General features: G+C 37.0%; 28 protein-coding genes. 21 read left to right on the top strand and 7 right to left on the bottom strand.

Features of this window, described 5'->3' with window-relative positions; all coding sequences use genetic code 11:
* Nucleotides 1–11 precede the first annotated feature (11 nt).
* The 9 genes from J0L69_07665 to J0L69_07625 all read left to right on the top strand — a co-directional run bounded on the left by J0L69_07665 (nucleotide 12) and on the right by J0L69_07625 (nucleotide 7,511).
* Entirely contained in the window at nucleotides 12–686 is a 675-nt protein-coding gene (locus J0L69_07665; protein MBN8693060.1) for a hypothetical protein, read from the top strand.
* A gap of 235 nt (nucleotides 687–921) precedes the next feature.
* Nucleotides 922–1,716 (top strand): cation transporter, encoded by a 795-nt coding sequence (locus J0L69_07660; protein ID MBN8693059.1) that lies wholly within the window; start codon nucleotides 922–924, stop codon nucleotides 1,714–1,716.
* A gap of 237 nt (nucleotides 1,717–1,953) precedes the next feature.
* Nucleotides 1,954–2,994 (top strand): hypothetical protein, encoded by a 1,041-nt coding sequence (locus J0L69_07655; protein ID MBN8693058.1) that lies wholly within the window; start codon nucleotides 1,954–1,956, stop codon nucleotides 2,992–2,994.
* Between the two features lie 257 nt (nucleotides 2,995–3,251).
* On the top strand, nucleotides 3,252–4,142 hold the full coding sequence (locus J0L69_07650; protein ID MBN8693057.1) for a hypothetical protein: 891 nt from the start codon (nucleotides 3,252–3,254) through the stop codon (nucleotides 4,140–4,142).
* A gap of 296 nt (nucleotides 4,143–4,438) precedes the next feature.
* Nucleotides 4,439–5,110 carry a hypothetical protein gene (locus J0L69_07645; GenBank protein MBN8693056.1) on the top strand — a complete coding sequence of 224 codons (672 nt, stop codon included), beginning with the start codon at nucleotides 4,439–4,441 and terminating at the stop codon, nucleotides 5,108–5,110.
* 153 nt (nucleotides 5,111–5,263) lie between these two features.
* Nucleotides 5,264–5,863 (top strand): hypothetical protein, encoded by a 600-nt coding sequence (locus tag J0L69_07640; GenBank protein MBN8693055.1) that lies wholly within the window; start codon nucleotides 5,264–5,266, stop codon nucleotides 5,861–5,863.
* A 12-nt stretch (nucleotides 5,864–5,875) separates the two neighbouring features.
* Nucleotides 5,876–6,598, top strand: coding sequence for a hypothetical protein (locus tag J0L69_07635; GenBank protein ID MBN8693054.1), 723 nt, complete (start codon nucleotides 5,876–5,878; stop codon nucleotides 6,596–6,598).
* A gap of 206 nt (nucleotides 6,599–6,804) precedes the next feature.
* Entirely contained in the window at nucleotides 6,805–7,281 is a 477-nt protein-coding gene (locus J0L69_07630) for a hypothetical protein (protein MBN8693053.1), read from the top strand.
* A 47-nt stretch (nucleotides 7,282–7,328) separates the two neighbouring features.
* A complete protein-coding gene (locus J0L69_07625) occupies nucleotides 7,329–7,511 on the top strand; it encodes a hypothetical protein (protein ID MBN8693052.1) in 183 nt (60 codons plus the stop codon).
* A 26-nt stretch (nucleotides 7,512–7,537) separates the two neighbouring features.
* Here the strand turns inward: J0L69_07625 and J0L69_07620 are convergent, their stop codons facing one another.
* The 5 genes from J0L69_07620 to rsgA are packed head-to-tail and all read right to left on the bottom strand — an operon-like array spanning nucleotide 7,538 to nucleotide 14,037.
* Nucleotides 7,538–9,160, bottom strand: a complete 1,623-nt coding sequence (locus J0L69_07620) for an alkaline phosphatase family protein (protein ID MBN8693051.1) — start codon at nucleotides 9,158–9,160, stop codon at nucleotides 7,538–7,540.
* Between the two features lie 42 nt (nucleotides 9,161–9,202).
* On the bottom strand, nucleotides 9,203–10,453 hold the full coding sequence (locus J0L69_07615; protein MBN8693050.1) for a DEAD/DEAH box helicase: 1,251 nt from the start codon (nucleotides 10,451–10,453) through the stop codon (nucleotides 9,203–9,205).
* Nucleotides 10,454–10,458: 5 nt separating this feature from the next.
* The gene (locus J0L69_07610) at nucleotides 10,459–12,348 is read right to left on the bottom strand and encodes a polysaccharide biosynthesis protein (protein MBN8693049.1); all 1,890 of its coding nucleotides are present in this window, start codon (nucleotides 12,346–12,348) and stop codon (nucleotides 10,459–10,461) included.
* Nucleotides 12,349–12,361: 13 nt separating this feature from the next.
* Nucleotides 12,362–13,117 carry a hypothetical protein gene (locus J0L69_07605; GenBank protein MBN8693048.1) on the bottom strand — a complete coding sequence of 252 codons (756 nt, stop codon included), beginning with the start codon at nucleotides 13,115–13,117 and terminating at the stop codon, nucleotides 12,362–12,364.
* On the bottom strand, nucleotides 13,102–14,037 hold the full coding sequence (gene rsgA, locus J0L69_07600) for a ribosome small subunit-dependent GTPase A (GenBank protein ID MBN8693047.1): 936 nt from the start codon (nucleotides 14,035–14,037) through the stop codon (nucleotides 13,102–13,104). Before rsgA ends, J0L69_07605 begins: the two co-directional genes overlap by 16 nt.
* Before the next feature lie 57 nt (nucleotides 14,038–14,094).
* Between rsgA and gldA the strand changes: the two genes are divergently transcribed.
* Together gldA and J0L69_07590 are read left to right on the top strand one after the other, a co-directional pair.
* On the top strand, nucleotides 14,095–14,997 hold the full coding sequence (gene gldA, locus J0L69_07595) for a gliding motility-associated ABC transporter ATP-binding subunit GldA (protein ID MBN8693046.1): 903 nt from the start codon (nucleotides 14,095–14,097) through the stop codon (nucleotides 14,995–14,997).
* Between the two features lie 61 nt (nucleotides 14,998–15,058).
* A complete protein-coding gene (locus tag J0L69_07590; GenBank protein ID MBN8693045.1) occupies nucleotides 15,059–15,379 on the top strand; it encodes a protein tyrosine phosphatase in 321 nt (106 codons plus the stop codon).
* Between the two features lie 37 nt (nucleotides 15,380–15,416).
* On the opposite strand, the gene J0L69_07585 is transcribed toward J0L69_07590, so the two are convergent.
* Both J0L69_07585 and pfkA read right to left on the bottom strand, forming a co-directional pair.
* On the bottom strand, nucleotides 15,417–16,832 hold the full coding sequence (locus J0L69_07585) for a tetratricopeptide repeat protein (protein ID MBN8693044.1): 1,416 nt from the start codon (nucleotides 16,830–16,832) through the stop codon (nucleotides 15,417–15,419).
* 3 nt (nucleotides 16,833–16,835) lie between these two features.
* Nucleotides 16,836–17,804, bottom strand: coding sequence for a 6-phosphofructokinase (pfkA, locus tag J0L69_07580; GenBank protein ID MBN8693043.1), 969 nt, complete (start codon nucleotides 17,802–17,804; stop codon nucleotides 16,836–16,838).
* A 58-nt stretch (nucleotides 17,805–17,862) separates the two neighbouring features.
* On the opposite strand from pfkA, the gene ruvX reads away from it, so the two are divergent.
* From ruvX to J0L69_07530, 10 genes are all read left to right on the top strand, one after another.
* Nucleotides 17,863–18,279, top strand: a complete 417-nt coding sequence (ruvX, locus tag J0L69_07575) for a Holliday junction resolvase RuvX (GenBank protein ID MBN8693042.1) — start codon at nucleotides 17,863–17,865, stop codon at nucleotides 18,277–18,279.
* 48 nt (nucleotides 18,280–18,327) lie between these two features.
* Entirely contained in the window at nucleotides 18,328–19,041 is a 714-nt protein-coding gene (locus tag J0L69_07570; GenBank protein ID MBN8693041.1) for a TIGR00730 family Rossman fold protein, read from the top strand.
* Between the two features lie 12 nt (nucleotides 19,042–19,053).
* On the top strand, nucleotides 19,054–21,567 hold the full coding sequence (locus J0L69_07565; GenBank protein ID MBN8693040.1) for a YfhO family protein: 2,514 nt from the start codon (nucleotides 19,054–19,056) through the stop codon (nucleotides 21,565–21,567).
* 108 nt (nucleotides 21,568–21,675) lie between these two features.
* Entirely contained in the window at nucleotides 21,676–21,873 is a 198-nt protein-coding gene (locus J0L69_07560; GenBank protein ID MBN8693039.1) for a 30S ribosomal protein S21, read from the top strand.
* Between the two features lie 94 nt (nucleotides 21,874–21,967).
* On the top strand, nucleotides 21,968–22,861 hold the full coding sequence (locus tag J0L69_07555) for a tyrosine-type recombinase/integrase (protein MBN8693038.1): 894 nt from the start codon (nucleotides 21,968–21,970) through the stop codon (nucleotides 22,859–22,861).
* A gap of 26 nt (nucleotides 22,862–22,887) precedes the next feature.
* On the top strand, nucleotides 22,888–23,187 hold the full coding sequence (gene raiA / locus J0L69_07550; protein ID MBN8693037.1) for a ribosome-associated translation inhibitor RaiA: 300 nt from the start codon (nucleotides 22,888–22,890) through the stop codon (nucleotides 23,185–23,187).
* A gap of 86 nt (nucleotides 23,188–23,273) precedes the next feature.
* A complete protein-coding gene (locus J0L69_07545; protein ID MBN8693036.1) occupies nucleotides 23,274–24,446 on the top strand; it encodes an MFS transporter in 1,173 nt (390 codons plus the stop codon).
* Between the two features lies 1 nt (nucleotide 24,447).
* Entirely contained in the window at nucleotides 24,448–25,563 is a 1,116-nt protein-coding gene (chrA, locus tag J0L69_07540) for a chromate efflux transporter (protein ID MBN8693035.1), read from the top strand.
* Between the two features lie 44 nt (nucleotides 25,564–25,607).
* Nucleotides 25,608–26,081 (top strand): hypothetical protein, encoded by a 474-nt coding sequence (locus J0L69_07535; GenBank protein MBN8693034.1) that lies wholly within the window; start codon nucleotides 25,608–25,610, stop codon nucleotides 26,079–26,081.
* Nucleotides 26,082–26,083: 2 nt separating this feature from the next.
* Complete coding sequence (locus J0L69_07530) at nucleotides 26,084–26,650, top strand: GNAT family N-acetyltransferase (GenBank protein ID MBN8693033.1); 567 nt, start codon at nucleotides 26,084–26,086, stop codon at nucleotides 26,648–26,650.

The raw sequence follows: 26,650 nt of genomic DNA, 5'->3' as shown, positions 1-26,650 counted from the left end.
GGACATCGATAATGAAAAGACTATTTTATATATTAATCTTTAGTTCCTCCTTGACAATATTTGGGCAGACCCATGACATTTCCTCCAAAACAATTTTCGGCTCTGTTATTGACAGCTCGACCAGCAAGCCAATTGCTGGAGCAAGCATATGGGTCAATTTCTCCATTGAAGCAACAACCGATTCAATCGGACGGTTTAAACAAGTAGTGACGTCAGACAGTTTTCTTTTATGGGTATCAGCAAAAAACTACGAGAGAAAATATGTAAAGAATTATTCAATCAATAAACCAATGACTATTGGGCTAGTTCCTTATGATGTAGAAAAAGAATTTATTATCACTGGAAAGCCGCTTGACACGATTTACTTTAAAAACAAAACAATTTCCAAAATAATCTACCAATTTAAAGACGAAATAACATACTATCCAAATGGACAAATTAAATCCAAAACAGTTCGAGACTCTTATCGTGAATGGTATCAAAATGGGAAATTAAAATATCAATCGATTTCTAATTCACCTCACTTAAGGACTGAAACAGCATGGTACCAAAACGGACAAATAAAAGAGCAAGGTTCCGTTCATTGGGGCAATAATCCTAAGACAAATGCAGGCGACTGGTTTAAGTCAGCGGATTATAAATATTGGACTGAAGATGGAAAAGAAACAAAAAGGACGACGAAATAAACTGTGTGCGCCAGCCAACCACTAACAGCAAATAAACGTAAGCGGGCGGACTCGGTCATCGCTCGGTGCGGAAAAGTGGTCGCTAACGCGTTTTTATTTTGCACCTCTCTAATAAACATTTATCTTTAAATAACCCTTTGTGGGTATAGACACAGGAAGCTTCGAAAGCCCGCCTACGTCTATTCGCAAAACGTTAGCAGTAATGGTAGGACGACCCAACAGACAATGAAGTGATATGCAAAAAACGACATTTAAGATAACAAAAATGGACTGTCCATCCGAAGAACAAATGATTCGGATGAAACTTGACGATTTGACAAATATTCAATCGTTAGAATTTGACATACCCAACCGACTTTTACACGTTTTTCATATAGACAATAATGAACAAATTTTTCAGCGACTTGACACATTAAAATTTGACACTTCAATTCTCTCGACTGTTTCGGTTGACAATTTTACAGCAACTGACAATCAAAATGACGAAAGAAAAACCTTATGGACTGTTTTAATAATAAATTTTTTGTTTTTCGCCATTGAAATTGTAACAGGACTTATATCAAACTCAATGGGCTTGGTTGCCGACAGTTTAGATATGCTGGCTGACAGTATTGTTTATGGACTTGCATTAATTGCTGTTGGCGGAACAGTAGTCAGAAAAAAGAATATCGCAAAATTTGCAGGATACTTTCAAATCCTTCTTGCTGTAATTGGTTTTATAGAAGTAGTCAGACGATTTATTGGAGTCGAGAAAATGCCTGACTTTCAAACAATGATTTTCGTTTCGATTGTAGCGTTAATAGCTAATGTTATTTGTCTGTATTTATTGCAAAAGAGAAAAAGCAAAGAAGCTCATATGCAAGCAAGTATGATTTTTACTTCAAATGACATAATCATAAATTCGGGAGTAATTACAGCAGGACTTTTGGTTAATTGGCTCAATTCAGGTTATCCCGACTTAATTATTGGAGCAATTGTATTTGTCATTGTAGCGAGAGGAGCTTACAGAATTTTACAGCTATCAAAATGACGACTAACAAGACAACGGAAGAAACCACTACTGCTAACAGCACATTTACCTTATGCGCGGGGACGTCGGTCATCGCGGCGCACAAGTTTTAAGGCCCCTTCGGGACAATTTATTTGCGGCCGCTAAATTTGTTGAGTATCTTTAAATAAACGTTTGTGAGTACAGACAGGTGATGCTTCGTAAGCGCACAAGGTAAATCTGCGGAACGTTATAGGCAATAAGCGCGGACAGACCCGAATGAAAATAATTCTCTTCATAATATTCTTCTTGCCGTTAATATCACGTGGACAAACTTCGACTCTTCCTGCCGACAGCGTTCTTTATTTACAATATGACACAATCATAGGCAAAGACACTGTTTGGGTTTATCCTTATTATTTCGACAACATACATTATCAAGGCTTGTACATTGACAGCACAATGCCAGACGGACAATACAACGGATATCTTAATGACAGCGTGACCTTATTGGCTAAGTTCCGATATCAAAACTATCGACCTGAAGGAATCGTTTATTATTATCGAGACGGCAAAATCAGATCAACATATACTTACAAAAATGGAGAATGGGACGGACCTTATACTTATTACAATGACAGAGGGGAACTTGATGCTACTGGTTCACATGTTAACGGAAAAAAACACGGGTGGTCCTATGAGTTCTGGGATAATGGAAGATTAAAGCGTCTTGAATACTCCGACATGGGAACAACTACTGGTCCTTACAAATACTATCATTCAAATGGACAAATCGACACCGAAGGTAAATATGATAAAGCTGGAGAAGACCTTGGATATTGGACTGGATACAATGTTGGTAAATGGGTTTGGTATTATGAAAATGGACAAATAAAGGAAATACAACATTATGTAGACTCAATCGGTGCAAAAGAAAAAGTGCGAATTGCTGAATATCGAGCAGCAAAACACACAAGGCCTGACTTCCCAATAGACACCTCGTTTACTTTTGACAAAAACGGTAATAAAGTCTCCGAATTCATTTACAAGGACTATATGTTAGTGAAATCCGTAAAGTATTTTGCTAATGGCAAAGTAAAAGAGGTCTTGAATTACAACAACTTTCACCAAGGTTATTGTAGTCAAAATCCAAGCTATTACATTAAGGGCGGACAATATTTAGAGTATTATGAAAACGGTAACAAAAAAACTGAAGGCAATTATTTAAATAATGAAAAAGAAGGCGAATGGTTATCATGGTCGGACAACGGACAACTCGTTAAAAAAGAAAAATACAAGAACGGTAAATTAAAAAAATAACGTGCCGACACGGACAAAACAAACTGTGTGGCGCTTACAGCCTATAACAGCACCTACTGGCCATTGGGCGGAATCGGTCATCGTTCGCGCGCAGACATAAGGTCACTTCGTGAAATTTATTTGCGGCTCACTAAAAACCTAAGTACCTTTAAATAAACATTTGTGGTTAAAGACAGTTGAAGCTTCGAAAGCCCAACGGCCAGTAGCCGCCAAACGTTAGCGGTAATTTTAAAAGACAGACAGGAATTATGAAAAATATGACTTCAAAGATTATCGGACTCTTCGTATTGACATTACTAGGTTGCGCAGCGACTTATAAAAACAATGAAAAAATCACCGGCTACAATTTGAGTAAGCCTGATTTTACCTTCGTTCTTCCTGACACCTTAAGAGAAATTTCAGGCTTGACTGACATCGACAGCACAACCTTTGCTTGCATCCAAGACGAGAACGGAATACTTTTCATTTATGACATTGGAAAAAATAATATACAAAAACAGTATAGCTTCAATATTGATGGAGATTACGAAGGGATAACACGAGTTGACAGTTCAATGTATATCTTAAGGAGCGATGGAACCTTATTCGAAATTTCCAATTATCAATCCTCGAATTTCAAGCTAAATTCATTTACCACAGGTATTCCGGCTAATAATAACGAAGGGCTTTGTTACGACCCCGACAACAACAGACTGTTAATTGCAAGCAAAGGAAAAATTGCGAAAGGCCCTGAATACAAAGACAAAAGAGTAATATATGGGTTCGATTTGAAAGAGAAAAAATTGACGGAAAAACCTGTATTTGAATTTGACCTTCAAAACATTAAACAGTTTGCTACATCAAATAAAATTGACGTTCCCACCAAGACAAAAAAGAATGGTCAAATTACTGAACCATTTATTAAATTCATGACTTCTGCTATTGCAATTCATCCGATAACGAAAAAGCTATACTTACTTTCAGCATCTGACCATTTGTTCTTTATATTCAATATCAAAGGTGAAATTGAACATATGGAACCGATGAATCCAGACATTTTCAATAAAGCAGAAGGCATAACATTTTTAGACAATGGCGACATGATTATTACTAATGAAGGACAAAACAAAAAACCGACTTTATTGAGATTTAATTATAAAAATAAATAAAAACTACCGCTAACAGCGTGCAGCCGTCACCTGCGGACAGCGACGCACAAGCCTTCCCTACTCTCACGCACGGACTACATTAATGTTTGCGGCAGTCGGCGCGCGGCTTCGGGCTGACAAATTTATTGCCGGCGCCTAGCAACTAATTTTGGGACGGAGGTAAAATTTTTATTTGTATCTTTAAGTAAACGTTTCGGTAGCCGCAAAACATTAACGTCGGCTGCACGCGGAACGTTAGGGGCAAGTGGCGGACAGACATTTCGGTAGACAAAAGGCATTTAAATATATAGACAAATATGAATCCCATTTATATCAATTCCCTCGACGAAGACCACAGTTTTCAAAGCTTTTACGACAGACTCATTGACATATGTAATTCACATATTCGTGACAATCGCGCATTTTGCTTTTGTTTATTTCTTTACGACGAGACAAACGCCTCGTTTATAAAAGCAGTTACTGACAAAGTTTATTGGGACGCTTTACACCATACTTCTGGCGACTTGCTGACAATATTCAGCATTCATAAAAAGCATAGAGGACGAATGCGTGCAAACTCTTCACCTTATCAAACGATGCGCATTCAACTTCATTCGCATAAAGTATATTCTAAAGAAGAGTTGCCCAAAGAAAATCAAAAGCTCATTGAAAAATTCTTCAAAGACGTTGCGGACATCAATTATCCTTCTTTATTATTCTTCCAAATTGACGACGAAAAAATATCAGACCATTTAATCGTTGAATTAAGAGAGAAAAAGGCTGAAGAAACATATTTAGAATTAAAAGAAATAATTGATGCCGCTGTGACTGGTTTAAAGCGACTCGACAGGGCAAACAAAGAAAATCGACAAGGAGCTTTTGACCAAGTTGTTGGCGAATTGACAAAAATGCAAAACAAGTATACATTAATCAGACTTGCGAAAAAGTTTGTTAGTGCAAAGGAATTTATAGACTCATTTAAGGACTAAAACTGTGTGCCGCCACCAGACCCCTAACAGCACCTACTTGCAATTTTTTGCGGGTTAACGCTCAAATGCGTAACTTGACATAGCAAAAAACTGCAAGTAGCCGCAAAACGTTATAGGTAACCAGCCGGACGACATCCCGGTCGACAGACAGACATGAAACATTTAATATCGACAATAATTCTTTTATTTTGTTTTGGGTGTTCTAGCGACAAGACAACTGCTGACGATCAACAGTCCCTCGACTCTACAGCGGGAAATAAGTTAATCTCGGCCGACTTTCTACTTTATGCGGACAGCCTTAAAATCGACTCGTTGACAGAGCAAGTAAAAAAGTCGTTTTACATTTACGACGAGAGGAACCATAAAAATCTTCACATAGACGCTGAAGAATTAGCGGAATTTCAATTTGACTTTTTCTTGCCTCAGTTAAATTTAATTTTGAGTAAACGCAACTTTACATTGGACGTCAAAACAACCGACAATTATGAAACCTCAAATGAAATCTTTCTTAACGGCGAAAAAATACAACTCTACACAAAAGAAGAACTTGAAAAAAACGACTTCTGGGACAAAGCCTCAAGAACTTTTTTCAAAAAACTAAACGAGCTTCTAAAAAAGCAAAATATCCAAGAGTCATTCTTTCTAGTTTATGGTGGGAACGACCTACACGCTCTTCTTCTCACTGACAAACAATTCGACATTATCGCTGACAGGTACAAAAATGAACCCAAAGAAATTCCTTATAAACCTTAAGCGTACAGTTATATGGACAATCAAATTGATAGGCTTAGAAAAATGCTGGAATTGTGGTTAGACAAAAATGACCTAAACGGAGACTTACGTATTTATACCCCAAAAGAATGGCAAGCACGAAATGAGAAGTATTGTAAAAGTGCTGAGTTAGTAATCACAACGGAGGGACAGCTTTACTCCTTAATCACTTACAACAGTGATAACGAACTATATGAAGAATTCGAAGAATTATTGGAGTCGTTTAATTATTACTACGAAAAAGGGGAACATTGGTACTTTGGTCTATATAAAATAGACGAAACACAAAGACAAAATATCAAATCAACTTATTCGGAAAAACTAAAGGACGAAAGGTGGATTAAAAAACGTAACCTTGTTCGACAAAGAGCAGAAAACAAATGTGAAGACTGTGGAGAAAGTAGTAATGGTCTCGAAATTCATCACTGCTATTATCTTTACGGCTACGAGCCATGGGAATATCCTACGGGTTCGCTAAGGTGTCTTTGTAAAGCTTGCCATAAAAGCCGTGACCCTATTGAAAAAAAACTTCGAGGGCAATTAGCTCATTTAAAACAAAACGAACTAGAAACGTTAAATGAATTCTTAAGCAAAGCGACATATTGGTTTCCGCAAAAGGACGTTTTTGAATTTATTAAAACAATCGGTTACGACACTAAGGCAACAAAAAATGCTTTAGACAACCTACTGTCAAAGCAACGTGACTCGCATGATTAACTGTGTGCGGCTGGCAACCTATAACAGCACCTACTGGCCATTGGGCGGAAGAGGGTCATCGCCGCGCGCTATTAACAAGGTCGCTTCGCGAAATTTAATTTGCGGCGGCTAATAAAGTTGGGTATCTTTAAATAACCTTTGGTAGGTAAAGGAAAGTTGATGCTTCGAAAGCCCAACGGCCAGTAGCCGCCAAACGTTAATTTTATTTGAAAAAAACAATTCCGATACTCCTCCTTTTCATCCTTAGCTTTTATAATAAAGCTTTCGGACAAGTTGTTTGGACAGCAGGCCCCATGTTGCATTATAGTTTTGGTGGTGAAAAAAGGCATTTTTCTTTTGCTTTTGAAATTGCTTACTGGAATTTTAAAAATGTACCCTACAGTTTTGACGGTGGTATTGAGTTTAGCAAAAAACGCACCCGTCTTTACTGCGAAGCACAAACAGGCATTGGCTTTACCGGTGTCTCTGCCGGCCCTGTTATTGAATACAATAAAGAAGAGCGTAAATTACACGCAGGTTATCAAGCGACGTTCTGGATGAATTACTTTCTTGGTTTTGATTATCGTTACCGTCGTATTGATAAAACACATTTTAATTGCATCGGCACCTATGGTAAGCTTCCTGTTGCCACTAAAGACATGAAATCTTCCAATGGAAGTAATTATCATAGTTGGGATGATTAGGTTTTTATTTCTTTCTTCAACATATAATTTTAATCACTAAACGCGCCATGAAACAAATTTCAATTTTATTACTACTAATGAGTTTAATTTGCTGCGAAAACGAACCTTCTGTTACTGAAAGATTAAAACGCGTTGAAACAAAAGAGTTGATTTTATTGGATCAAAACGGGAAATCATATGAACTACGTGTTGATGATTCCGGAAATGTAAAGGCAATTCAAGTGAATTAGGAGAAATAAAAGATCAAACAACACAATTACTTATTAAACACCTCTTCAATTGGCTTACTGGTGCAACCATTTGGAAAAGGATTATTTAGTAAAATGCTTATTGTTGGAGCAACTTCCGTGATGTAATAATTTCTTACACTTTCTCCCTTTTTAATTCCTGCTCCATAAAATATTAATGGAACATGCGTATCATAAGTAAATTCAGAACCATGCGTTGTGCCGGTTTCGGGTATATCTAACCAACCAGGCATATAAGAGAATGCCACATTACCACTGCGCTTGTGATTATACCCATTCGCAATTAAGCTTTTAAAACTATCCCCCTTGTAACCTTCAAATTTCAAAACAGAAGAAGGATACGCTTCAGAAATACCTTCCATTTGAATTAATTTGCTCGCTAATGCCTTTTCAACTTCATCACTATTCAACTTCAACTCAGTTAATTTAATGGATGATAAGAACACTTGTTGATTGCTCATGTTCACTATTAAAGAATCGCTATAGATTTTCTTACAAAAAATTTTTAATTCCTTTTCAATGTTTTTTTCTTTCAGGTATCCCGCAGGAATCTTTAAATCTTTCAAATAAGCTGCTACATCAGCCGCACCGTGGTCAGCAGTTAAAAACACAACGTAATTCTCTTGTCCCACTTCAGCATCGAGTGTATTTAATAATTCTTCCAAATCTTTATCCAAGCGTAAATACACATCTTCCGTTTCAACAGCTCTTAATCCATATGAGTGACCTACGTAATCCGTACTGGAGAAACTGATGCATAACATATCACTGACTTCATCCTTGCCCATCGATTCATTCTTCAAGCATTCAATTGCAATATCCTTTGTAATGGTATTTCCCCAAGGTGTTGCTTTTAAAATTCCCCAAGAATTTTTCTCAATCTGACTTTTGTAATCATAGGGAAATACCGGTCTTTCTTTTTTGTTTGGGGCCTTCTCGTATTTATTATCATCGGCAATTGAACTTGTATATGTTTCAATACCGTATAAAGTATTCCATCCCTTTTCTAAATATGATTTTGGTAATTTTTTTGCGTTGAAATTATTCAACCACATAGGAAGTTCCTTCACATACCAATCGGAGCTAACAAAATTTCCGGTTTCTTCATCAAACCAAAAAGCCGCATTACCTGCATGTCCTACGGGAAGTACAGAGCTTCTATCTTTTAATGCAACGCCGTATACTTTCGATTTTCCATTGGTAAATAATTTTAATTCATCACCCAATGTTGTAGTCAACTGTTTGTGCGGCGACATCTTGCCGTTTTTGCTTGTAGTCCCGATTGGTTTTACTTTATCATCAGAAACACAGTAGGTTTCTCCGCCTGTTTCTTTCACAAACCAATCATTAGCGATGATACCATGTACATTTGGCGCGGCACCGGTATAAATACTGGAATGACCGGGTCCTGTATAGGTTGGCACATAATTGTAGTGAGTGTTTTTACAGAAAAATCCATCATTCACCAGACGTTTAAATCCACCTTCACCAAAACGGCTCCAATAACGATAAATATAATCTGTACGCATCTGGTCGACTACAATACCAACTACCAATTTCGGTTTCGAATTGTTTTGCGAAAAGCCAATTAAACTAAGGCTTAAAAAAAGTAAAACTAGTTTTGATTTCATCCTGCAATTTTATTCGTTTAGGATTAAATAAGTATTAAGAAATTATTTTCTTTTGTTTTTTTTACCGGGCTTTTTGAATTTCGGGTTATTCATTTCCTTCTCCGCTTCACGCATCAGGAGTTTCCAATTATCATTGGTATCCTCAGTAAATAATAAAGTTTCTTTATAATCGTCCTTAGCTACTTCCAACACCTTAATCGGATTATGTAAATACTTTTCAATCAACTTAAGCATTGGTTTTTCTTCTTCGCTGCAAAACGAAACAGCATTCCCGCGTTTGTTACCACGCCCCGTACGCCCTACTCTATGCACGTAATTTTCTTCTTTATCGGGCAAATCATAATTCACTACAAAATCTACATTATCGATATGCACACCGCGCGCAGAAACATCCGTTGCGATTAAAACATTTACTTCCCCTTCTTTAAAGGCTTTCATCACGTTTAACCTGTCGGCCTGCTCCTTGCCCCCATGCATCGTAATAGTTTTAATTTTCACGCGCTCCATAGCAGCAGCTACACGTTCGGCGCGTACTTTGGTTCTTACAAATACTAAAATACGTGTATCGGGATTTTCATTGATTAATCTTTCAAGAAAAAAGCGTTTATCATCCATACTCACAAACATCACCGAATGGTCAATGTTTTTTGATACAGGGTCTTTTGGTGAAATCTGAATACGAATAGCGTTTCTAACAATACTGTATGCTAAATCTTTAATTTTTTCACTGATGGTTGCCGAAAAGAACAAGGTTTGTCGCTCACGAGGAAGTCGCTTAATTAAATCGCGGATGTCGTTATAAAAGCCTAAGTCAAGCATATGATCGGCCTCATCCAAAATCAAAATTTCCACCTCACGCAAATTAATATGTCCCTGACTGGCTAAATCAAATAATCGTCCGGGTGTTGCAACCACCACATCGGCTCCGTCTTTCAATGCCATGATTTGAGGATCTTGCGCCACGCCACCAAAAATTCCAACTGTTCTAATATCTGTATGTTTGGCAATACTATCAAAAACACCAGAGATCTGTATTGCTAACTCATGTGTTGGCACCATCACTATACACTTCAATCCTTGCGGCTCACGTTGCTTACGGCGCAATAAAATATCAATCACAGGAATTGCAAATGCTGCTGTTTTACCGGTTCCTGTTTGCGCTATCGCTAAAACATCTTCACCCTTTAAAATACTGGGAATGGCTTTAAACTGAATATCTGTTGGGCGTTTAAAACCCAATTCATCCAAACTTTGCTTAATGTGAGGCGAGATATGATAAGATGCAAACTTCATGATTTTTATTTTGTCGCATCCAGTTGTTCGTACACCGAGTTGTTACTCTTAAACTCAGGTACTAATTCCTTCATGCATTGTACAATTTTTAAATTGTTTTGTGTATCAAACAATTTAATTAATTCATTGATTACTTTGGCTACATCCGCGTAATCGTATTCGCGTACTTTACCAATTAAAATTTGTGTGTGATGCGTTGGCAAGGTATTTTCACTGTCTGCCAAAAGTTCTTCGTATAATTTTTCACCCGGACGTAAACCCGTGTATACAATTTTTATATCACGACCTTCTTCCAATCCTGACAGCTTAATCATTTTACGGGCGAGGTCAATAATTTTTACCGACTTCCCCATATCAAATACAAAAATTTCGCCACCCTTGCCCATACTACCTGCCTCCAATACTAACTGACAAGCTTCAGGGATAGTCATGAAGTAACGGGTGATTTCAGGATGTGTGATGGTGATTGGTCCGCCCTGCTCTATTTGCTTTTTAAAGCGAGGAATTACCGAACCGTTAGATCCTAACACATTACCAAAACGTGTGGTCACAAATTTGGTGGACGATTGCTTACCTAAACTCTGAATGTAAATCTCAGCAATGCGTTTGGAAGCACCCATCACATTGGTTGGATTCACAGCTTTATCTGTACTCACAAAAACAAATTTGTTGACTTTATACTCTACACTTAAGTCGGCTGTGATTTTTGTACCGAGAATATTAGTAAGAATAGATTCAGAAGGATTATTCTCCATCATGGGAACATGCTTATAAGCTGCAGCATGGAAAACAATTTCCGGCTTAAAAGTGCGAAACACATTGTGCATACGATCTTCGTTACGCACGTCACCAATCACTGTTTCAAATTTATCTTTTGAAAATTTGTCACTGAATTCAAGTTCCACATCATGCAATGGACTCTCTGCCTGATCGAGTAAAATAATTTTCTTTGGAGCATACTTCATACATTGGCGTGATAATTCACTTCCAATAGAACCCGCAGCTCCTGTTATTAAAACTATTTTATCTTTTATTTGCGAAGAAATTAAATCGTTATCCAACTTAATCGGATCACGCTCGAGTAAATCTTCAATATTAATAGCACGAAGCTGATTGAAACTTAACTCGCCATTGATCCATTTTTTAGCCGGTGGCACATTCAATAAACGTACATTATGATTTAAACACCAGTCGGTGATGTCATTTAATTTTTGTGGCGGCAAGTTTTGAATACTGATGATGATTAGCTCAACCTCATTTTCCTTCACCAGACTTTCCATTTTGTCGGGCGTGTAAATGAATGCGCCTTCCAAACTACGACCTTTCTTTTTGTTATCATCATCAATAAATCCCACCACTTTGTATTTAATGGCAGCATCTCTGTCGAGTGTACGCTTGGTTATGATGCCGCTTTCTCCTGCGCCGTAAATCAAAACGTTAACTTTTCCACCTTCCGGATTTTTACTCTCAAAATAAATGGCTTTTACGGCGAGACGGGAGCAAATCATCAGGAACATAGTAACTAAAGCATCTATGATGATAATGGCTGTTGGAAAAATAAAATAGCCGATGGTAAAATAAGTAATTGCGTTAACGACAATTAAAGAAACGCTTCCTAAAATAACCACAGCCAGAATTCGCATGGCATCGCGCGTGCTGGTATAACGAACTACACCTTTGTAAGTTTTTGAAATAAAAAATGAAACGCCACGGATTAAAAGTAAAGCGGCATAATCAAGCGGTAAATTTTTTAAATCCGCATCCGGAATGTTTTCAAAATTAAATCGAAGGAAAAAAGCAAGGGTTAATGAAAAGGCACAAATCACCAAATCGATGATAAGAATTGACCATCTTGGCAAGTTGTATTTCCAGAAGAGGCTCAGTAACCTTGACATAGCGTAAAGTTAACTATTTTTTTGGAGTGGCAGTGTCGCGGGGAATGCTATTCGTTGGTGTAGTTACAGTCTTAGGTTTATCGGCTGCTTTAATGGGAGCTACGGGTTTCACGACCGTCTTAAAAGGTTTATCGGAGGCAACAATTTCACATTCGGTACAAATTTCTTTCAATTTCACACGCATTTCGCAGTCGGTGGGCTGAACATAAATTTTCTTTTTGGTGCTATCCGGCATGGTAAATTCCATATCGGTAGCCAGTGTTTTTGGTCCTTCGAAAACAAAAGGCTCTTTAAAATGATCTTCGAGGTGAATATCTTTAATGTGAATCTTCTTATCAAAAATAACCGTATACAACTCGAAAATAGCGCGTGAAATTTTAATGATGATTTCATTCTTCTTTGCATCATAACTCACTTTTACATTACCAATTACTTGAGTACTGTAGTTAAACGGACCCACTTCTACTTTTGCATCGCAGGTAAAATCGCTGCTATCCGGTTTGAGATTTATTTTAGGATTGATGATTTTCCAATAGTATTTCCCTTTTATAAGCATGACTTCATAATCACTGCTACCTTTTATTTCTCCAACTGCAGCAAATACCTTATTGATGGCCTCTTCGTGTAGTGAAACAGCAAAGTCGTTATACTTTTGAGGGAAGAGCGAGTTGCTGAAACATACAAAAAACAAAAACAACGCGCGTCCAATATTTCGGCCTGACGATTGTAACGGGAAACTCTTATTTGATATAATTACCTTAACTCCCATTCTTTCCAATCCATTTCTTCACCATTCAGAATTCCTAAATAACTATGATAGCGCTCCTCGGAAATTTCACCGTTTTCTACAGCCTCCTTAACAGCGCATTTAGGTTCATTCACATGTAAACAATTATTGAATTTGCAATTATTCATCACCTTTCTGATTTCAGGAAAGTAATGTCCTACCTCCTCCTTCTTCATTTCCACTAAACCCAATTCTTTTATTCCGGGCGTATCAATGATAAATCCTCCAAAACTTAAGGGATGAAGTTCAGCAAAAGTAGTGGTATGCATTCCTTTTAAATGAACCGATGAAATATCTCCGGTTTTTAAATCGAGCCGGGGCTCAATTGCATTTATTAAAGTGGATTTCCCTACACCGGAATGTCCCGAAATAAGAGTGGTTTTATCTTTCAATAAATCTTTTACTTCGTCCAGGTTTTGTTTTTTCAAACTACTAACTACAATACATTTGTAACCCGCATTTTCGTAAATAGAAATTATCTCTTGTTGAAGCCCCAGTAATTCTTCATCTAAAACATCTGATTTATTAAACACCAAAATAGCCGGAATGGAATAAGCTTCAGCGGTGATTAAAAATCGGTCAATAAATCCTAAACTGGTACGTGGTGCTACGAGGGTAACTACCAGCATGGCCTGATCGAGATTACTCGCTAAAATCTGTGCTTGTTTGGAAAGGTTAATAGACTTACGGATGATGTAATTTTTTCGCGGGTGAATGTTGGCAATCACATAATCGCCATTTTCATCACTTTCCACATCCACTACATCACCTACAGCCACCGGATTGGTTGTTTTGCGTCCGTCGAGACGTATTTTTCCCTTGAGTACACAATCAATTATTTCGCCATTGGGAAGTCTAACGAGATAACGACTGCCGGTGGATTTAGTAAGTATTCCAATCATTTCAACACAAATCTACAAAACGGTTTAATTTTATTAGATTTGTACAAGCAATAATTTATGTCAATAGTTGTTAATAATATCACCAAGTTATACGGCGAGCAAAAGGCTCTCAATAACGTATCATTTACCGTGAATACCGGTGAAATTGTTGGATTTCTTGGTCCGAATGGCGCCGGAAAGAGTACCATGATGAAAATTATTACCTGTTATATTCCGCCCACACACGGTGCAGTTAAAGTTTGTGGTTTTGATATCCTGGAGCAAAGCTTGGAAGTAAAAAAGCAAATTGGCTATTTACCGGAGCATAACCCACTTTACCTCGATATGTATGTAAAGGAATTTTTGGAATTTGTAGGCGGACTTTACAAAGTGGATAATATCAAAAAACGCGTGGCCGAAATGATTGAACTCACCGGCTTACAGGTGGAACAAAAGAAAAAAATCGGTGCTTTGTCAAAAGGTTACCGTCAGCGTGTTGGTTTAGCGCAAGCGATTATTCACGACCCAAAAGTGTTGATTATGGATGAGCCTACTACAGGATTAGACCCGAATCAATTGGAAGAAATCAGAGGGTTGATTAAAACTTTGGGCAAGGAAAAGACCGTTATGTTGAGCACACATATTATGCAGGAAGTAGAAGCTGTTTGTGATAAAGTCATCATCATTAACAAAGGAGAAATTGTTGCTAACGAAAGCACACAAAATTTACAGAAGAACACAAGCAAACAAGTTTATACAGTAGAGTTTGACGCAAGTGTTTCAAAAAATAGTTTAAAGACAATTAGTGGTGTTAGAGAAGTTGAACAAATTTCGGAGAACACCTGGAAGATAAGTTCAACTGAAGATAGAGACATCCGTAAAGAAATTTTCGACTTCGCGGTTCAGAATAAATTATCTGTACTTACACTTAATAAGGAAGAACAAAAGCTGGAAGATGTGTTTAAGCAGCTGACGAAGTAGTTTTACAGTTGGGAATTCGGGGTTGGGAGTTGATAGTATAAAAATCAAAAACTATAACTTAATGAATGTTCTTTTTGTATGTAGTCGAAATCTTTGGCGCAGTCCTACTGCTGAAGAAATCTATAAAAAACATAGCGGCATTCAAGTTCGTTCGGCAGGAACTGAATCCTCGGCGCGAATTAAATTATCTGCAAAAACCCTAAATTGGGCAGATCTAATCTTTGTGATGGAAAAAAAACACAAAGAAAAAATCAATGCAAATTTTCCACTAGAATCAGAAAATAAACGAATAATTATTCTCGAGATTTATGATGATTACAAGTTTATGGATCCGGAATTAATTGATGAAATTAGATCGAAGGTTGAGCCTTATTTTGTATAACGTTTAACTTCGAACTCCCCACTACGAACTCTTTCCTCTACTTACAAACCTCAGCCATTTTAACAGCGGCCTTTTCGTATTTGAAATCAATAGCTTTTTTAAAGTCTTTACAGCTTTCGTCTTTTTTACCCGAATAGTTTTCCGATAAAGCACGGTAGTAATAAGCCTCGCCGTAATCCGGTTTTATTTCAATCGCTTTGGTGAATTCCATAATCGCCATGTTATCGATTTGCTGTGTGTAATAACAAATCCCTCTCTCTAAAAATGCGCGCGCATACTTAGGATTTAACTTAATAGCCTCATCATAATCCAATAAAGCTCCGTTATAATCTTTCATTTGGTATTTGCTTAAACCGCGTTGCAAATAAGTATCGTAACTTTTGCGGTAACTAAGCGCAACATTACAATCATTAATCGCTCCCGTATCATTTACCAGCATGTATTTAATCATTGCGCGATAGTAATACGAACTCTCATAATCCTTTTTAATGGTAATGGATTTATTTAAATCAGCCAAAGCATCCTGATATTGTTTTAAATGATACAAAGCGGCACCACGGTAGGTATAAGCTTTATAAAACTTCGGACTCAAATCGATTGCGGCATTAAAATCTGTTATAGCATCCTTATACGATAACAAATAATATTTACAGAGCGCTCTATTGTGATATGCATCCGATTTAGTGGGATTAATTTCAATGGATTTATCAAAATCGAATTTTGCTTCTTCATATTTCTTTAAATCCAATTTACATAAACCGCGATTATACCATGCGTCGGCATCCTTTACATTATGTTTAATTACCGTATCATAATCTACGACTGATGCTTCGTAATTTTTTAATTCCAACTGTACAAATCCCCTCTGAAAATAAAACTCATTATTAGGCTTTATCTCTATTGATTTTTGCGCATCCGCTAAAGCACCTTTTAAATCATTGGTGTAAAATTTAATTTTACTTCTGTAAAAATAACCCCACTCGTATTTCGGATCTAATTCAATTCCTTTGTTTACGATTGGTAAAGCCTCTTTGTTTTTATCCTGAATATGCAAAGCAGCTGCTTTGAAAATATAAGATTTACCATGAGATGGATTAATAGCGAGAGATTTATCAAATTCTTTAATGGCATCATCATAATTCTTTAAATAAAACCAACACAATCCTTTTCCGTAAACAGCATCAAACTTTTTACGACCTTTTTCTATACTGGTATTATAATCAATGAGAGCATCTTTATAATCCGTCATCATGTATTTCGCCAAAGCGCGGTTGTAATACGCCGCCTCATCATCGGGATTCTTTACTAAATAGGTGCTGTATTCAATAATCGCATCCTGATATTTTCCAGATTCATACAAATCAAATGCCGTTTTAAAATGATCACGAACATCAGGAGTTTGTGCCGCTAAATTCAACGACAATAATAAACTAATTACAAAAATTTTCTTCATAGATTAACTTGATAATATTTCTATCATATTCAGTAAACCATCGTCTAATTTCTCGATATGTTTTACCGCTTTCTCAAATGGTGTGTAAGTGATTTTTTTATTGACAATTCCAATCATTTCGTTTTTATGTCCGTTCATTAATGCCAAAACCGCATTGTATCCTACCAAACTTGCGTTTACCCTTTCCATACAGGTTGGATTGCCTCCACGTTGAATGTGACCCAATACAGTCACACGCACGTCAAACTCCGGACATGTTTTTCTGATTAAGTCACCCACTTTATACGCACCACCAAATTCTTCGCCTTCCGCTACAATGACAATTTTACTCGACTTAGAACTTCGCCAATTTTTTATTTTGGTCATTAAAGTATTAATATCGTTTTTCATTTCCGGAACCAATAAAGCTTCCGCACCGCATGCAATCGCGCTTCTCAAGGCAATTAATCCTGCATCCCGCCCCATCACTTCAATTACAAAAACACGATCATGACTTTCAGCTGTATCGCGGATTTTATCCACAGCTTCCACAACTGTATTGATGGCAGTATCGTAACCAATCGTAAAATCCGTTCCAATTAAATCGTTATCAATTGTACCCGCACAACCCACAATTGGAATATTGATGTGTTTCGATAATTCGATAGCGCCTTTAAAGCTTCCATCACCGCCTATGATTACCATTCCTTCTATGCCGTTTTGCTTTAAATTATTTGCTGCTTGGTTTATCCCTTCCTCGGTCATGAAACGCTGACTACGCGCCGTTTTTAAAATGGTACCGCCGCGTTGAATAATACCGGAAACAGAAGTTGTATCGAGCTTCACAAAATTGTTATCAATAATTCCTTCATAACCCTTATAAAATCCCAGCACTTCGATATTTTGATGTACAGCAGTTCGCACAACAGCACGAATACAAGCGTTCATTCCGGGTGAGTCGCCGCCTGATGTTATGATTCCGATTTTTTTCATGGATTTTCTCTAGTCAAAGATAAACTTAATATCGCCAAAAAACACTTAAATTTACGGAATGCCGCGTATTTTAGCCATTGACTACGGAAGTAAACGTGTTGGATTAGCCGTTACCGATCCATTACAAATGATTGCGAGCGGACTTACAACTGTACACAGCAAAGATTTAATACAGTTTTTAGAAGACTATTTAAAAAAAGAAGCGGTTGAGTGTATTGTTGTGGGAGAACCTAAAACCTTAATGAATGAGGCTTCAAACAGTGCGCGTTTTATTGAACCTTTTGTGAAACATTTAACGAAGAAATTCCCTTCAATAAAAATTGAACGTTACGACGAAAGATTTACCTCAGCTCTTGCACAGCAGGCTATGTTGATGGGCGGTTTAAAGAAAAAAGACCGTCAAAACAAGGAAACGGTTGATATGGTGAGCGCAACCATCTTATTGCAGGATTATCTTGAATTTATTAAGCGATAAGTCCCTCCCTATTAGAATTAATTTTTGTACTTTTAAACTTAATTTTTTATGAGCGAAAAATCAGAAGAAAAAATACGTAAAGCCTTTGCAGAAAAGGATTGGAACGATATAAAAGCATCCGACAGCTGGCAGATTTTCAAAATCATGAGTGAGTTTGTAGAGGGTTTTGAAAAGATGAGTAAAATTGGACCGTGTGTATCCATTTTTGGATCTGCACGCACAAAGCCGGATAATAAGTATTTTCTTCTAGCCGAAGATATTGCTTACAAATTAACACAAGAAGGTTACGGTGTTATCACCGGTGGCGGTCCGGGTATTATGGAAGCCGCCAACAAAGGTGCAAAACGCGGGGGAGGAAAATCAGTAGGCTTGAATATTGAATTACCCTTCGAACAGAAGCCCAATGATTTTATCGACCGAGATAAGAGTATTGACTTTCATTATTTCTTTGTGCGCAAAACCATCTTCTTAAAATACTCACAAGGATTTATTGGTATGCCCGGAGGAATGGGAACCATGGATGAATTATTTGAAGCTTTAACCTTAGTACAAACACATAAAATCGCGCAGTTTCCTGTTGTTTTGGTAGGGAAAGAATATTGGACCGGATTAATTGAATGGATGAAACACACCATGCTGGAAAAGGAACATAACATTAATGCTGTCGATCTTGAATTGTTTAAAATTGTAGATACCGCTGATGAAGCTGTGAAGCATATTGTGGATTTCTACAGCAAATACTTATTGAAACCAAACTTCTAACTCTATTTTTTTATGGCTGTAAAAAAAGCAAATACAAATGCCACAACCAGCGAACCCGTTATAAACACCCCTGATTTTTTTGAGAATCTGGGAAGTAAAGCCATTTGGGTTTGTTTTGGTTTAATTTCACTGATTGCATTTTTTGTTTTTAAAGATTACTTACTTCAAAATAAAATATTCTTATTTAAGGATATTGGAAGTGATACCCTGAATGGTACTTTGCCTTACCACTATTACATGGCGAATTACTTCGCGCAAAACGGTGTACCAACCTGGTCGTTTGCAGAGGGAATGGGACAAAGTGTATTTGCAGGATTAACACGTGATCCGTTTATAATTATTTCGTATTTGTTCGGCACGAAGTACATTCCGCAATCCTTTATTTATTTAGAGTTAAGCAAACTTATTTTAGGCGGAGTGGTTTTCTTTATGTTTTTAAAAACATTAAAGGTTTCTAACTTCTCTGCGATTTTAGGCGGTGTTTTATTTTCATTCTGCGGCTTCATGATTATCGGCGCATGCTGGTATTTATTTACCTATGAAGCGTTAAACGTAGCGATGTTGTTATTAGGCTTCGAGTTATTTTATCAGAGAGGAAAATGGTTTTTATTTGTTCTAACCATCTTTTTAGTGGCGATTTCCATGCCATTTAACTTATACATTTTCGGATTATTCTTAGCCGTATACATTGCTTTCCGAATCATGCAAGACCCAACAAAAACCTACAAAGATTTATTAATCATGTACGGTAAACTTATTTTATTGGGAGGAGCAGGATTATTATTAAGCGGTCCGTTTTTATTGGAAACAATGATTCAGTTATTGGAGAGTCCGCGCGGTAGCGGCGGTAACTCTTACTTTGATAAACTGGCCGGACAATCCATTTTTCATTTAGCGGAAAAAGAACAATTCGGTGCTTCCATCATGCGATTATTTTCGAGTGATTTATTAGGAAGCGGGAATGATTATTCGATAAATGGTGTCGTTGAAAACGGACAATTTGTACAAAAAAATTGGGGTAATTTTTTGGAAGCCCCATTATCTTATTGCGGAATTATATCCCTTCTTTTGTTCCCGCAAGTATTTGGATTTATTGAAAAGAAAAAACGCACCTGGTATATTGTGTTAGCAGCGTTTGTCATTCTTCCAACCATTTTCCCTTATTTCCGTTATGCGATTTGGTTATTTACCGGTGATTACTACCGTGCTTATTCCTTCTTCATTTCCATTGTCTTCATTTTATTTTCTGTTTACTCGCTTGATATTATACTAAAACACAGAAAAATCAATTTAATGGTATTAGGCGGTACATTATTACTATGGTTAATTCTGGAAATGTATCCTTATTTTAAAGAATACCAACGCATGGCAGGCGGAAAACAATTGGTAGATGAAACTGTATCTACTGTTGTAAAAGTTTTATTGCTTGCGTACGCCGCTTTAATTTTTGTATTAGGAAAATCGAAAAACGTAAACAATTTAAAATATGTGATTCTGGCTGTTGTATCATTTGAAGCCATTTACATGGCAGGATTATCTGTGAATCGCCGTAATCCAATTTTAAAGCGTGAATTAACCGAGAAAGTGGGTTATAACGATTACTCTAAAGAAGCTGTAGCCTTTATCAAGAGTATCGAAAAATCACCATTCTACCGGATTGATAAAAGTTATTATTCTTCCGGTGCAATGCACGGTAGTTTAAATGATCACAAATACCATGGGTATTACAGTACCTCATCATATAACTCATGGTCTCAGATGCATTTCATTAATTACATGCGCTCCTATGGTGTGATTAACAAAGAAAATGAATATGAGTCGCGCTGGGTTCCTGGATTAATTAATAAGCCTTTCATGGAATCACTTAATAACGTGAAGTACATTATGACGAAAGTGACGAATAATCCAATGTGGAAAATGAGTCATGATTCTTTAAATAAATTTGGTGATGTAGTTGTATTGAAAAGCAAATTTGATTTACCATTCGGCTATACTTACGATACTTACATGACCCAAAGCGAATTCGAAAAAATCTCCATGGGACTACGTGAATTTGTAAGCTTTAGTACATGCGTGATTAAAGATGAAGAAGTAGCGAATGCTCCGGGATTAAAACATTATAATCTTGCCGATACCATGTTGGCACGAACTTTTAATTGGGATACTTATAGAGCAAGTTTAAATAATTTGAGAAAGGATTCGTTAAACGTTACTTTATTCAGCGAAAAGAAAATTACAGGAACAGCGAATGTATCCGAAAACAAAGTGATGTATTTATCGTTTCCATGGGATAAAGGATGGCATTTAATAGTGGATGGAAAAGAAGTAGAAAAGCTGTATTTGAACTGCGGCATGACCGGCATTTATCTAGCAAAAGGCAATCATCAGATTGAGTTAAACTATGAATTGAGATTAGCCGTAAAAGGCACCTATATGAGTATTGGCGGAATAGTGTTTTGCGGGATATTATTTGTGTTTTTCAGGAGGCTAAAACCGAAGGGATCACAAGAAAATGACAATCAATAAGTTAAGCATAGTGTAAGTTTTCAACTTTTTACCAAAAAACAGAGGAAAAATTCTTGCACTAATTCTTAATTTACTTATATTTGCAGTCCTAATTTAAAGGAGAAAATAATGTTAATAGTACAAGTTAAAGAAGGCGATACCATTGAAAAGGCCTTAAAAAAGTTTAAGAAGAAGTTTGAAAAAACCGGTGTTGTAAAGCAATTACGCGCTCGTCAAAAGTTTACTAAGCCTTCTGTTCGTCGCCGTGAAGAAATCATTAAAGCGGTTTACAAGCAAAAGCTTCAAAACGGAGAAATCGAAAAATAACAGTTAAAAACTGTTTAATATCATATTGCCTTTGGGCATTCTCATTGCATTCCTGAATTGAATTCTATAACTTCGATTCAGGAATTTTTATTTTATGGCCGATACGCTTCTACATAACTTTTTAGATTATATCGCGCACGAAAAGAAGTTCTCCAAGCACACCGCTCTCTCCTACCAAAACGATTTACAGCAATTTCAAGCATACTTAGAACGGGAAATTAATCCCGCCGATTTTACCCTTGTTTCCTATCTTAACATCAGAGCCTGGATTGCTGAACTCATTGATTCCGGACTAACAGCCCGCACCGTTAACCGTAAGATCTCTGCTTTAAAATCGTTCTACAAATTCTTACTCCGAAACAATCATATAAGCATCAATCCTTTACAAAAAATACAAGGACCAAAAACACCAAAAAAGCTCCCTGTTTTTGTGGATGAAAACCAAATGAGCGACCTGTTTTCCAAAATTTCTTTTGAAGAAGGCTTTGAAGGACAGCGTGATAAATTAGTATTGGATATTCTGTATCAAACCGGATTCAGAAGAGCTGAACTTTGTAGCCTTAAAGAGCAAGATATTGATTTTTACAACCTTACTATTAAGGTATTGGGGAAACGAAATAAAGAAAGAATTTTACCGGTTTCTTTAGAGCTAAAACGCAACCTGGAAGCCTATTTACAAGTAAAAAAGAATGAGGGTTTAGTGAACTCATTTCTATTTGTAACTAAAAAAGACAAGGCATTGAAAGAGGCAGAGGTTTATAAAATCGTAAACAAGTATTTAGGCACTGTGACTACCCTCGGTAAAAAAAGTCCTCACGTTTTGCGCCACACATTCGCTACACATTTATTGAATAACGGAGCCGATATTAATGCGGTGAAAGAATTATTGGGTCATAGTAACTTATCCGCTACTCAGATATACACACACAATTCGATTGACAAACTAAAAAAAACATACAAACAAGCGCACCCGCGTTCGGGTGATTAATTAAAAATAAAAGGAGGAAAAAAATCATGGAAACAAACATTCAATCAGTACACTTTGATGCAGACAAAAAATTAATTGCTCACGTTGAAGAAAAAGTAGGAAAACTTAAAACCTTTCATGAAGGCTTAATTAATTGTGATGTTATTTTACGATTAGATAAAGCAGATAACAGTAACAATAAAGTGGCGGAGATTAAATTGCACGCTCCGGGTCACGAATTATTCGCAAAGAAACAATGCTCAACATTTGAAGAAGCTGTAGACACGGCTTGTGATGCGCTTAAAACACAAATCAAAAAACATAAAGAAAAAGATTTCGCTAAATAATATATTCCGAAATTAAATTTTAAAGCCGTGATGAATTCGCGGCTTTTTTTATGCATTAAACATTACATTTGTAAAAATAGCAAGCATTGAAAGGCATTACTAGAACAGTTTGGATTTTATCGTTGGTAAGTTTATTTACTGATGTTGCCAGTGAAATGCTTTATCCCATTATGCCGGTGTATTTAAAAAGCATTGGCTTTTCGGTTGTACTCATTGGTGTTTTAGAAGGCATTGCAGAAGCAACTGCAGGATTAAGCAAAGGTTATTTCGGAAAACTATCCGACGTTACGGGAAAACGTATGCCTTTTGTTCAATTGGGATACGCCTTAAGTGGTATCTCGCGCCCAATGATGGCGATGTTTACGTTTCCGATTTGGATATTTTTTTCACGTACACTGGATCGTTTGGGAAAAGGAATACGAACCGCAGCGAGAGACGCTATTTTATCGGATGAATCCACCAAAGAAAACAAAGGAAAAGTTTTTGGCTTTCACCGGGCTATGGATACTACCGGCGCATTTATTGGTCCCTTATTAGCTTTACTCTATCTCTACTTTTTTCCGGAAGATTATATTACTTTATTTTACATTGCCTTTATTCCGGGCGTATTGGCCGTTGCCGCTTCTTTTTTACTAAAAGATAAACCAAAAGCTAAACATCCCGATAAACCCATTGTAAAATCACTTTCCTTTCTAAATTATTGGAAAACCGCACCTGATCAATACCGCAAATTAATTATTGGTCTTTTGGTTTTCACCTTATTCAACAGCTCTGATGTTTTTCTATTATTGAAAGCCAAAGAATCCGGATTAAGCGACACCATGGTGGTTGGGGTATATATTTTCTACAATTTAATTTATGCGCTGTTTGCTCTTCCGGCAGGAATCATTGCCGATAAACTGAATTTAAAAACGGTTTATATATTTGGTTTGTTTTTATTCACCATTGTTTATTTTGGTATGTCGATGAGTACTAATATTTACTTTACGCTGTCAATGTTTTTTGTTTACGGTGTTTACTCGGCCTCTACAGAAGGAATTTCCAAAGCCTGGATTACCAATATTGCCGATAAAAAAGATACCGCTACGGCGATTGGATTATATACAGGCTTTCAAAGTGTATGCACCATGCTGGCGAGTTCTATTACCGGTATTGTATGGTATAATTTTGGTGGTTTTGAAGCATTCTTGACAACCGCCTTAATGACCTTGATGGTTGCCCTTTATTTAATCATGAGCGTTCCAAAGCCTGAGAAATAAAATGCAAAACACAGCATTAAAAGAAATAGCAACACTTTTTTTAAAATTAGGTGTAACGGCTTTTGGTGGACCCGCAGCTCACATTGCCATGATGCGCGATGAAGTGGTACAAAAAAAGAAATGGATGAGTGATCAGCATTTCCTTGATTTACTCGGTGCTACCAATTTAATTCCCGGACCTAATAGTACTGAAATGGCCATTCATATTGGTCATGAGCGCGGCGGATTAAAAGGATTGCTTTTAGCAGGCCTTTGTTTTATTGTTCCGGCAGTTATTATCACCGGATTTTTTGCCTGGTTATATAAAACTTACGGTGTGCTCCCAGCGGTACAACAATTTATTTACGGAATAAAACCTGCCATCATTGCGGTTATCTTATCAGCCGTGTACCCAATGGCCAAAGCTTCACTCAAAAATGTTCAGCTCATTGTAATTGGATTGTTTGCTCTACTATTTTGTTTCTTAGGATTTAACGAAATACTGGTGCTCTTTTGCAGCGGAGCCGCGGCACTTTTACTGCACCGCTTTAAGAAAACCGAAAACATCAATGGCGTTGCACCTCTTTTACTTTTACAAACGAATGTTTGGTTTAGCGGCACAAACCTCAAATTATTTCTGAGCTTTTTAAAAATTGGTTCCATCTTATACGGAAGCGGCTATGTATTATTCGCGTTCTTGGATGAAGAATTAGTGAAGCAAGGTTTATTAACCAAACAGCAATTAATGGACGCAGTGGCAGTGGGACAATTTACGCCGGGTCCGGTTTTTTCGGCTGTCACATTTATCGGGTATCAAATCAACGGATTAAGCGGGGCCATTGTAAGCACAATCGGTATTTTCCTCCCCTCCTTTTTATTGGTGTGGTTATTAAATCCGCTAGTACCGAAAATGAGAAAGAGTAAACAATTAGCTGTTTTTTTAGATGCCGTGAATGTCGCTTCTGTTGCACTCATTGTTTTTGTATGTTTTGGCATGGCCAAAGAAAGTATTAGTGACTGGCGCACGATTGTAATTGCAGTGTTAAGTATTATAGTTTGTTTTGGTATCAAAAAAGTAAACTCTGCGTTTGTGGTGTTGGGCGGAGCGGTATTAGGTTATGTATTGGCCATGTTTTAAACTTGACATTGTCTTTTTTCCTTCTTAACTTGTAAATAAAAATCATGAAATCATTTTTGTCGGCGGTTTTTACGCTCATGCTATTGAATTGTTTTTCGCAAGCACAATCCTACGAACTAGGAGGGCCGGCAGGAAAAGACACCCTAAATCTAATTGATATAAATAATTGGAAGCAGGGGAAATGGATAACGAGAGGAATGAACCAACCCACCAAAGGATATAAAGGCGATCAAAATATCGAATCCGGAAGATATAAAGACAATCGAAAAGTGGGCGAGTGGATTTTCTACTACAACAATAGTAATATCAAAAACAAAATTATGTTCGTTAATGGGAGCATGAATGGCTCTTACATGGCCTATCACCGCGATGGCAGTGTGTTTTTAGAAGGTGAAAGAATCTCTACTCGTTGGAAAGGAAAACTAACTATTAATGATAAATTCGGAAATACATTAATAATTCATCACGATGAAAACGGAAATGAAATTTCCAAAGAATTCATCAAAGCCACCAAATAAGTATGATAGAAGTAAATTTCACACCCTTCCCCACTCTTAAAACTTCCCGTTTAATCTTACGCAATGTGAAATTAAGCGACGGACCTGAAATGCAATTCATGCGTAGCGATGAACGCGTGATGCGTTATATTGACAGAGAGCGCGCTAAAACAATTAAAGAGGCGGAAGATTTCATACACCTGATTAACAATCTCGAAAAAGAAAATAACGCAGTCACATGGGCGATTTGTACACCGGAAAACTCAAAACTTCAAGGAACCATTTGCTTATGGAATTTCAAAAAGCCACATTACAGAGCTGAAGTTGGTTATGCACTACATCCCGATTTACAAGGCAAAGGATTGATGAATGAAGCACTCAACGCAGTTTTGGATTACGGATTTAACTCATTAAAACTTCACTCTATAGAAGCGATTGTTAATCCTGCGAACGACGCATCGATTGGCATCTTACAGAGGAACAATTTTAAACAGGAAGCTTATTTCAAGGAAAACTTTTATTTCAACGGGAAATTTCTCGACTCAGCAGTTTACTCGCTTCTCGCGCGCGATTTTAAATTAAAACCCTAG

Source organism: Bacteroidota bacterium (assembly GCA_017303905.1).
Lineage (GTDB): Bacteria > Bacteroidota > Bacteroidia > B-17B0 > Aurantibacillaceae > JAHEYG01.
This window is presented reverse-complemented; position numbering and strand designations above follow the sequence as displayed.

Bases quoted from the DNA above. Each gene is read 5' to 3' on its own strand.
- J0L69_07665 (MBN8693060.1), top strand. From the start codon at position 12: ATGAAAAGACTATTTTATATATTAATCTTTAGTTCCTCCTTGACAATA.
- J0L69_07660 (MBN8693059.1), top strand. From the start codon at position 922: ATGCAAAAAACGACATTTAAGATAACAAAAATGGACTGTCCATCCGAA.
- J0L69_07655 (MBN8693058.1), top strand. From the start codon at position 1,954: ATGAAAATAATTCTCTTCATAATATTCTTCTTGCCGTTAATATCACGT.
- J0L69_07650 (MBN8693057.1), top strand. From the start codon at position 3,252: ATGACTTCAAAGATTATCGGACTCTTCGTATTGACATTACTAGGTTGC.
- J0L69_07645 (MBN8693056.1), top strand. From the start codon at position 4,439: ATGAATCCCATTTATATCAATTCCCTCGACGAAGACCACAGTTTTCAA.
- J0L69_07640 (MBN8693055.1), top strand. From the start codon at position 5,264: ATGAAACATTTAATATCGACAATAATTCTTTTATTTTGTTTTGGGTGT.
- J0L69_07635 (MBN8693054.1), top strand. From the start codon at position 5,876: ATGGACAATCAAATTGATAGGCTTAGAAAAATGCTGGAATTGTGGTTA.
- J0L69_07625 (MBN8693052.1), top strand. From the start codon at position 7,329: ATGAAACAAATTTCAATTTTATTACTACTAATGAGTTTAATTTGCTGC.
- J0L69_07620 (MBN8693051.1), bottom strand. From the start codon at position 9,160: ATGAAATCAAAACTAGTTTTACTTTTTTTAAGCCTTAGTTTAATTGGC.
- J0L69_07615 (MBN8693050.1), bottom strand. From the start codon at position 10,453: ATGAAGTTTGCATCTTATCATATCTCGCCTCACATTAAGCAAAGTTTG.
- J0L69_07610 (MBN8693049.1), bottom strand. From the start codon at position 12,348: ATGTCAAGGTTACTGAGCCTCTTCTGGAAATACAACTTGCCAAGATGG.
- J0L69_07605 (MBN8693048.1), bottom strand. From the start codon at position 13,117: ATGGGAGTTAAGGTAATTATATCAAATAAGAGTTTCCCGTTACAATCG.
- rsgA (MBN8693047.1), bottom strand. From the start codon at position 14,037: ATGATTGGAATACTTACTAAATCCACCGGCAGTCGTTATCTCGTTAGA.
- gldA (MBN8693046.1), top strand. From the start codon at position 14,095: ATGTCAATAGTTGTTAATAATATCACCAAGTTATACGGCGAGCAAAAG.
- J0L69_07590 (MBN8693045.1), top strand. From the start codon at position 15,059: ATGAATGTTCTTTTTGTATGTAGTCGAAATCTTTGGCGCAGTCCTACT.
- J0L69_07585 (MBN8693044.1), bottom strand. From the start codon at position 16,832: ATGAAGAAAATTTTTGTAATTAGTTTATTATTGTCGTTGAATTTAGCG.
- pfkA (MBN8693043.1), bottom strand. From the start codon at position 17,804: ATGAAAAAAATCGGAATCATAACATCAGGCGGCGACTCACCCGGAATG.
- ruvX (MBN8693042.1), top strand. From the start codon at position 17,863: ATGCCGCGTATTTTAGCCATTGACTACGGAAGTAAACGTGTTGGATTA.
- J0L69_07570 (MBN8693041.1), top strand. From the start codon at position 18,328: ATGAGCGAAAAATCAGAAGAAAAAATACGTAAAGCCTTTGCAGAAAAG.
- J0L69_07565 (MBN8693040.1), top strand. From the start codon at position 19,054: ATGGCTGTAAAAAAAGCAAATACAAATGCCACAACCAGCGAACCCGTT.
- J0L69_07560 (MBN8693039.1), top strand. From the start codon at position 21,676: ATGTTAATAGTACAAGTTAAAGAAGGCGATACCATTGAAAAGGCCTTA.
- J0L69_07555 (MBN8693038.1), top strand. From the start codon at position 21,968: ATGGCCGATACGCTTCTACATAACTTTTTAGATTATATCGCGCACGAA.
- raiA (MBN8693037.1), top strand. From the start codon at position 22,888: ATGGAAACAAACATTCAATCAGTACACTTTGATGCAGACAAAAAATTA.
- chrA (MBN8693035.1), top strand. From the start codon at position 24,448: ATGCAAAACACAGCATTAAAAGAAATAGCAACACTTTTTTTAAAATTA.
- J0L69_07535 (MBN8693034.1), top strand. From the start codon at position 25,608: ATGAAATCATTTTTGTCGGCGGTTTTTACGCTCATGCTATTGAATTGT.
- J0L69_07530 (MBN8693033.1), top strand. From the start codon at position 26,084: ATGATAGAAGTAAATTTCACACCCTTCCCCACTCTTAAAACTTCCCGT.